This is a genomic window from Lamprobacter sp., assembly GCF_034860625.1.
GTDB lineage: Bacteria > Pseudomonadota > Gammaproteobacteria > Chromatiales > Chromatiaceae > Lamprobacter.
Map to the genome: position 1 here is coordinate 1 of NZ_JAYESN010000155.1, position 8,375 is coordinate 8,375.

At 60.9% G+C, this 8,375-nt stretch carries 4 protein-coding genes and 1 pseudogene; 2 read left to right on the forward strand and 3 right to left on the reverse strand.

Going from position 1 to position 8,375, the window contains the following annotated elements; all coding sequences use genetic code 11:
* The 3 genes and pseudogenes from VBE63_RS22325 to VBE63_RS22335 form a co-directional block, all read right to left on the reverse strand.
* A pseudogene (locus tag VBE63_RS22325) lies at positions 1–790 on the reverse strand (hypothetical protein); the annotation flags it as partial.
* Complete coding sequence (locus tag VBE63_RS22330) at positions 787–3,555, reverse strand: type I restriction-modification enzyme R subunit C-terminal domain-containing protein (RefSeq protein ID WP_323685225.1); 2,769 nt, start codon at positions 3,553–3,555, stop codon at positions 787–789. The gene VBE63_RS22330 and the pseudogene VBE63_RS22325, both read right to left, overlap by 4 nt.
* Positions 3,556–3,584: 29 nt before the next feature.
* Positions 3,585–6,299 (reverse strand): EAL and GGDEF domain-containing protein, encoded by a 2,715-nt coding sequence (locus VBE63_RS22335; RefSeq protein WP_323685226.1) that lies wholly within the window; start codon positions 6,297–6,299, stop codon positions 3,585–3,587.
* Positions 6,300–6,567: 268 nt separating this feature from the next.
* Here VBE63_RS22335 and VBE63_RS22340 point away from each other — a divergent pair, with 268 nt between their 5' ends.
* Together VBE63_RS22340 and VBE63_RS22345 are read left to right on the forward strand one after the other, a co-directional pair.
* Positions 6,568–6,927, forward strand: coding sequence for a hypothetical protein (locus VBE63_RS22340; RefSeq protein WP_323685227.1), 360 nt, complete (start codon positions 6,568–6,570; stop codon positions 6,925–6,927).
* Positions 6,928–7,212: 285 nt separating this feature from the next.
* Positions 7,213–8,340, forward strand: coding sequence for an ATP-binding protein (locus tag VBE63_RS22345; protein ID WP_323685228.1), 1,128 nt, complete (start codon positions 7,213–7,215; stop codon positions 8,338–8,340).
* The last annotated feature ends 35 nt before the right edge of the window (positions 8,341–8,375 follow it).

Sequence of the window (8,375 nt, forward strand, 5' to 3'; positions counted from 1 at the left end):
GCTTCGAGGGCAAGCTACACTCAGATTTCTCCTGCTCCATCCTGTTCACGGTAGTTTGCCACTGCTCCATCCTTCGTTGCAGTACGCTGGCTCTCGCTCCTTGGATGGCTTGATTTAGCTGATCTTGCGTTTCCTCGCCAGTGGCATGGGCTTCCCTCCAGTCAGCCGTGAGTCTTCCTTCAAGCGCCTGCTTGAGCAAGGCTTGGCGGTAGACCTGGAGCTGCTTGCGCGCGGTCTCGAGGCTCTCGATGCCCTTGTCCAGCTCAGAGAACAGCGCTTCGATCTTGGCGACGATGCGGCATTGCTCCCCATAAGGAGCAAGCGCAATGTGTTGGTCACGTACCTGTTCATCCTTGACCGCCGGGTAACTGACGCCGTATTGCTTTCTCGATAGGCTATCAACGAAGTCACATGATAGAACCTGATAATACAAGAAACGTGGATCAACGCCCGATTCTGGACGCAAGACAGCGAAGCCTGTAGATGCAATTTGACCGTCTAGTTCTCGGCCGACCTGAGCAATATTTCGCAGATATGGCCTCACGGTTGCGAACAGGATGTCCCCTGAAGAGACGATTTGTCGTGCTCTCGAAGGAGCCTCCCCAAGTCGGTAGCGTTTTGCATCGATAATGGTATTCGCCACATTGTTGATACTCGATATATCGACGTAGCGGATCTCACGATCCGGCTCATGCCTCGGATCCAGCCGAATTGGGAAGTCAGTAACTTGACCGATCGAGCAAATAGACCAACTCTCGGGCAGCGTTATACAATCGCCGCATTCACTCACGCCACCAACTCCCGATTCATCTCCTCAATCACCGCATCCATCTCCTCGCCAAACAACTGCCACATCCGCCCGAGCCCGCCGGCATCGTCGAACGGGGTCATCTCCAGATCGTCGCGCTCCAGTCGGAACGAGGTCATCATGTGGTCGCGGATCATCCGGAGCCAGTCCATCTGCTCGTCGCTGAACTTTGCGCCAGCGCCGCTGTGGCGCTCGAAGACCCAGCGCTTGAAGTTGCGCTGCACGGTCTCGGAGAAGGGCGTGAGCTTGGCGTCCAGCCGAGTGACGCGGCGGATCAGGCCGACCAGCGCGGTCAGTTCGGAGAGCGGATCAGCGATCTTGACCTCATCGAGCAAGGCATAGGCCTGCCACACCCGCAGCGGCGCCAGTCTCGGCCGATCGGTGCGCAGGCGCTCGGCCAGGTCCTGGATCATTGCGTGGGTGACCTCGGCGCGGCGCGCGGGCTGGCTGAAATAGAGGCTGAGCGCTTCGATCTGGTCGCGGTGCTCGCTGAGGTACTGCTCGAAATCCTGCCTCAGCTGCTCGGCATTCGCGGCCGCATCGCCGGACCATTCGGCGCGGGTCAGCGCATCCAGGTTGTCGTGATCGATGGTCTGCTCCTTGTCGCGGCGGATGCCGTCGAGCAGTTCGATCAGCGGGCCGGTGAAGACCTCGGCGGCCTCGCCCACCAGGGCATCGCGCGCCTGCTCGCGCTGGGCATCGCCGGGGTTGTCGTTGGGGCCGAGGATCTGCCGAGCGCGCGCCTCGATCCGGTCCGGGTCGATGGCCTGGACCAGGGCACGGACGATCTCGGTCAGGCTCTGCCCCTTGGCCTGCTGTTGAATGCGCTGCTTGTCCTTGTCGTCCAGTTGCTTGTCGAGCCGGGCCAGGCGTCCAGCCAAGGATGAGACGGTCTCCTCGTCGCGCACGCCCATCATGACGCCGGTAGCCAGTTCCTTGAGCGACACCGAGGGCTTGCTGATCAAAGGTCGGCTGGCGGTCTTCAGCGATTGGGTGACGCCGACGGCATCGATGATGACGAAGTGGGTCTTGGCGGTCTTGGCCGAGGGGGTGACCTTGCGCAGACCGTCGAGGTCCAGCGTGCGGGTGCCGCGGCCCTTCATCTGCTCGAAGTAGTTGCGGCTGCGCACATCGCGCATGAACAGCAGGCACTCCAGCGGGCGCACGTCGGTGCCGGTGGCGATCATGTCGACGGTGACGGCGATGCGCGGGTGGTAGTCGTTGCGGAACTGGGCCAGCACCGACTTGGGGTCTTCGTCGACCTTGTAGGTGACCTTCTTGCAGAACGGGTTGCCTTGGCCGAACTCCTCGCGGGCGATCTGGATGATGTCGTCGGCGTGGCTGTCGGTCTTGGCGAAGATCAGCGTCTTGGGCACCTCGTCGCGGCCGGGAAAGATCACCGGCAGCCGGTCGCGGAAGGTGCGCAGGACGGTGCGGATCTGGTCCGGATTGACCACGTCGCGATCGAGCTGTTTGGCCGCATAGGTCTCGTCTTCGTCCTGCTGCTCCCAGCGACGGCGTCGAGTCAGGCGCTCGCGCTTCTCGATCGGCTGCTCGGCCTTGAGCGTGGCGCCCTGGCTGCCGATGCGGGTCTCGATCTGGTAGACCTCATAGCCAACATTGACGCCATCGGCAACGGCCTGCTCATGCGGATACTCGCTGACGATGTTCTTGCGAAAGAAACCGTAGGTGCGGGCGTCGGGGGTGGCGGTGAGGCCGATCAGGTAGGCGTCGAAGTATTCGATGACCTGCCGCCAGAGGTTGTAGATGGAGCGGTGGCACTCGTCGATGATGATAAAGTCGAAGGTCTCGGGCGGAATCCGGGGGTTGTAGACCACCGGCAACGGGGTCTTGGGCCGCAGCCGCTGCTCGGCCGGGTTGGTCTCCTCGGCGGCCTGGTCCAGCGGCTCGCCCTTGAGCATCGCATAGAGGCGCTGGATGGTGCAGATGCAGACCTGGGCATCGGGCGCCAGATGGGACGAGGTCAGGCGCTGGACGTTGTAGAGTTCGGTGAAGGTGCGGTTGTCGTCGCTCGGCAGATAGGCGATGAATTCCTGCTCGGCCTGCTCGCCAAGGTTCTTGGTGTCGACCAGGAACAGGATGCGCTTGGCGTCGGCGTGCTTGAGCAGCCGGTAGACGCTGGTGATGGCGGTGTAGGTCTTGCCGGAGCCGGTGGCCATCTGCGAAAGCGCGCGGGGAAGGTCGGCCTTAAACGAGGTCTCCAGATTCTCGATGGCGATGACCTGGCAGCCGCGCAGACCAGTCGGGTCGAGGGGTGGTAGCGCGCGCAGACGGCGGCGCAAGGAGTCGCGTCGGGAGATCTCCTCGGCGAGCGTCTCGGGGCGATGGATGCTGAACAGCTCGCGCGAGCGCGGGGCTGGGTCGCGGGCGTCGGTGAAGCGGGTGATGACGCCGGTGCTTTCATAGACGAAGGGCAGCGCGGCCTTGCTATCGAACCATTTGAGCTTGGCCTGGGCATAGCCGGTCGACTGCTCCTCGATGCTGGTGATCCTGTGCCCCCAGGATTCCGGCTTGGCCTCGATGACGCCGATCGGCTGGCGGTCGACGAAGAGAACGTAGTCGGCCGGCCCGACGTCCGTCAGGTACTCGCGCACCGCAATGCCGCGACCAGCGCCGAAGTCGATCGAATCCTCGTTCTGCACCATCCAACCGGCGGCCCGCAGTTGGCGGTCGATCTGTTGTCGAGCCTGATCTTCCGGGTTCAGCGCTGATGCGTTGTCATTCATCGCGACTCCGTTGTCCCGCACAGCGGCCTTTATGGACCAATTGACTCGTCGCCATTCTGGGGCACGTCCTCAGACTCAGCAAACAACCGCTCGATCTCCTCCGGCGCGACCGGGCGACTAAAGAGATAGCCTTGGGCGACGCCACAGCCCTTCTCGCGCAGGAAGGTTGCTTGTGCTTCAGTCTCCACGCCTTCGGCAATCACGGCCAGATCCAGCGATCGGCTGATCGCGATCACCGCATCGCAAAGCGCCATATCGTTTCGATCATCGGGAATATCGCGCACGAAGCTTTGGTCGATCTTGAGCTTGGTGATCGGCAGCCGTTTGAGGCGGCTGAGTGAGGAATAGCCGGTGCCGAAGTCGTCGATCGCGATGCCGACACCTTGCAATCGCAAGGTTTGCAGCCGTCCCACGCCTAGGTCAGCCCGACGCATCACAAAGTTCTCGCTCACCTCGAGTTCAAGGCAATGCGGCGGCAGGCCCGTGTCGGTCAGGATGCGCTCGACGTCGGCGACGAAGGCGCGATCATGAATCTGCCGACCGGCCACATTCACCGCAACGATGCCGAACTCAAAGCCCTTGTTGAGCCAGCGCACGCCCTGCTCGCAGGCAGTGCGCAAGACCCAACGCCCGATCTCCCGGATCAGACCATTCTGCTCGGCGATGCGGATGAATCTGGCAGGCGCGATCGTGCCCTGCTGCGGATGATCCCATCGCAGCAAGGCCTCGACGCCCAGCAGCCGACGAGACGACAGATCGACCAGTGGCTGATAGACCAGCCGAAACTCCTTGTTGTCGAGGGCATCGCGCAGGGCATTGTCGAGAAAAACCTGCTCGAAGGCCGCGGCCGTCATCTCCGCGGTGTAGAACTGATAGGTGTTGCCACCCTCTTCTTTGGCGCGGTACATGGCCGCATCGGCGTTGCGCAACAGCATCGCTTCGGTGTCGCCATCATCCGGATACACACTGATGCCAATACTGGCGGTTGTTCCAATCTGGCTGCCGTCGATCATCACGGGGGGCTTCAGCGCTTCAATCAGCTTATGCAGGATTGCGGCAATGGTCGCTGAGTTGTCGACCCCCTCAAGCAGGACGATAAACTCATCGCCGCTGATGCGTGCGACGGTATCACCGGTACGCAGGCTGTCCGTCAGGCGCCTGGCGAACTGCTGCAGCAGTTGATCACCCGCCGTATGGCCTAAACTGTCATTGATGTGCTTGAAGCGATCGAGGTCGAAGAACAAGAGGGCCAGCTTGCCATTGCTGCGTTTTGCCTGGCGCATGCTATGACGCAAGCGGGCATTCAACAGCAATCGATTCGGCAGGCCGGTCAGCGCATCGTGCTGGGCTAGGTGCTCCAGGCGTTCCTCGGCCTCTTTGAGCGGCGTAATATCGGTGAAGACTCCGACGTAGCCCGTCGCCTCTCCCTGGCCATCACGCACTGCACTAATGGTCAGTAGCTCCGGATAAATCATCCCATCTTTGCGCCGATTCCAGATCTCCCCACGCCATTGCCCGGTCTCCTCCAATGACTGCCACATGGCCTGATAAAATCCATGATCGTGCCGACCGGACTTTAGGATGCGCGGGTTTTCGCCAATCGCTTCCTCGCGTCCATAGCCAGTCACATCGACAAAGGCCTGATTGACATCGCGGATCTCGCCGTCGAGCGTTGTGATGACGACGCCCTCGGCGGTGTTGGCGAACACCGCGGCGGCCTCTCGCAGCTTTTCCTCCGCGGCCTTGCGCTCGCTGATGTCGAGCACGATCCCATCCCAGAGCACGCCGCCCTCGGCGGATCGATAAGGCAGAGAACGCACCGCGATCCACCTCCGAGTCCCGTCTGGCAGGCGTTGCGGTAACTCCATGTCAATGACACTCAGATCACAGGCAGAGCGCTCATTCGATGCAGACACGAACTGATCGTAAGGTGCCTCGGTGAGACGAAAGACCGACGCCGCATCGGCCAGCATGCGTTCACGACTGATGCCCAGAATCTGCTCGATGCCGCGTGAGGCATAGGTGAAGCGGTACTCGCCGTTAGCATTGCGGTGCAGCCGGTAAATTGCACCGCCGGGCAGGTTGTCGCCCAGTGTTTCGAGACGCTCCGCAGATTCTCGGACAGCGGCTTCGGCCTGTTTGCGCTCGGTCACATCGAGTATCAGACCCTCGAGCAGGATCGCTCCCTCATGGTCCCTATCAGGTACGGCGCAGCCCTGCTCCCAGACCCAGATCAGAGTGCCGTCCTGCTGGTAGAGCCGATACTCAACCTGAAAGAGACGGTCTGCCTTGATGGCCTGCTGGACCTCGTCCCAGACGTGTTCCCGGTCGTCCGGATGGATCAGCTCGGCGTAGGCAACTCGAGCGTTGCCGAGGAGCTCAGCGGGGGCATAACCGGTGAGTCTTCGCGCTGCCCGGCTGACATAGCGCATGGTCCAAGGAGGATCGTTCTCACAGCGATACACCATGCCGGGAAGGTTCTCGACCAGGGTCGAGAAACGTCGCTCACTCTCTTCGCGGCGCCGCAGCTGCGCACGGAGCAACACGAACAACAGGATCGATGTGGTCGCGACAAAGCCTAACCCCTTGACCGTTTGTAACATCAAGGCGGTTTGCGGAAGGATGCCAAACAAGGTTAGCAGCCAATCGGAGGTCAAGATCCAGCCAACAGCGACCACGGCATAGACCGCCGCCGTTTGCAACGCGGAGCGCGAGGCTGAAGATGGGTCGCGGCGTTGCGGCATGGTCATACCTGGAGAGGGACTGACATCAAGCCGCAGGTCACCTGCTTGCTGTCGCTGTTGTTAAACCGTTCCTAGAACCCTGACTGCTCTTTGAGCATAGTCCCATCCGGTCGATGTGTCCGAACTTGGAATCCGGCCAAACGCTCATGGCGCGGCGCCAGCCCGAACAATGAATCGCGTGAGATTCACGTTAACGAGTGGCTTGGGGCCAATCGCAGCGATCTCGTTTAGACTCGTCACTGTCATTCAAACCTCCGGAGCATGACGCATGCTGAGATTGGCGCAGTCCGCGGCGGCCTCGAGCACCTCCGCCTTCAATACCACCCTCACCAGGGAGTTAGAGGCCCTAGGACCGCAACATCCGGCGCTGCATCCGATGCTTCAGGCCGGTCTTTCGCAGAGCAGCGCGGTGGCCGATGAGCCTGTCTCGATCAGCATCTTAGGGGTTGATGAGGACGAGGGGCAAATCCGTGCACGTCTTGGGGTTTTGTACTCGGGGATCATCGCCGGCTGCAGCTGCGCCGATGACCCCACGCCGGCCGGCAGTCTCACCGAGCGTTGCGAGCTACTGCTGGACCTGGATTGCGCCACCGGCTCGGCGCGGCTGAGCCTGCTGGATCGCTGTTAGGGTCGGGGTTGGAAGACCGCGGCACCAGGCGATTCAAACGTGGAGATGGATCGGGGCGGTGTTCACAGTCGATTTGTTGTTCTCCTGTCATGGTTCGCTTGCCGATGGGCTTGATCTTAAGCCCGGCCTCGGCAGCCACTCACTCGACGTTGACCCGCGATCCTAACGCTCAAAACCGAAAATCCACAAAATTCTGTTGAAAAATGGATTTTAGTTGCCTACATTCTCGGCATGCTACACAGCTTCCGATTTCAAAATTTCTACTCGTTCCGCGAGGACACTGAGGTGTCTCTGGTCGCCTCTGATCGCTTGCGCGGTAGCAGCCTGGTGGCCAAGCGCGAGGGTTTTCCGGTTTTATCCAAGGCACTCGCGGTGATGGGCGCGAACGGCTCTGGCAAGACCAACGCCATCAAGGCGCTGGCGTTTCTGCATTGGTTTATCGGCCACTCGTTTCGCGCCGAGCCCGACGAGCCGATCCCTTTCGAGCCGCATTTCTTTGCCGAGAACGAACCCTCCGAGTTTGAGCTGTTATTCGATACCGCTGGCACGATCTATCGCTACGAACTCACACTGACGCGCCAACGTGTGATCCGCGAGGCGCTCTACCACAAGACCAGCCGGGCCTTTACCAATCTTTTTCTCAGGGACTGGGTGGGCGGTGAGTACGCGTACAAACAGCAAGGCTTTGGCCTGAATGCGCGGGAAGCGAAGAAAGTGCGACAGAATGCCTCCCTGATATCCACCGCGGCACAATACGACGTCCCGCTTGCCCGACGCTTCACCTGTTTGCCGATCCATACCAATGTCGACGTGCTAGGCCGCATCCATGCGAGCCGTTCGGATGTGTTGGCAGCGGCTGATCGCTTCCTACACTCGTCAACAGCGCACCAACGCATGGAACAGTTGCTGCGTCGATGGGATCTCGGTTTGGCGGCGGTCGAGATCAAACAGAAGACGCTGAAACTGGATGACGGCAAGGAACGCGATGTCGCGGTTGCTTACGGCGTCCATGCCGACGGCAACCAACGGCAGAGGTTGGAGCTGTTCCAAGAGTCCAGCGGCACACAACGCGCATTCGTGCTGCTGAGCGAGTTGCTGCCCGTGCTGGACAGCGGCGGTCTCGCGGTGATCGATGAAATGGAGTCGGACTTGCACCCGCACATGTTGACAGAGGTGCTTAACCTCTTTCTCAATCCGTCGACGAATCCAAAGGACGCGCAGATCGTTTTCACCACCCATACCGCAGAGGTTCTCAGCCAGCTGCAGAAGCCTCAGGTCGCGCTGGTGGAGAAAGACGCGCACTGCAAGAGCGCGCTCTGGCGGTTGAGCGACGTGAAAGGCATCCGGGCCGATGATAATCTCTATGCCAAGTATATGGCTGGCGCCTATGGTGGCCTGCCCTTACTACAGTGAGTCGCAGGCTCCCGCGTCATGTGCGCAGCGTTCGC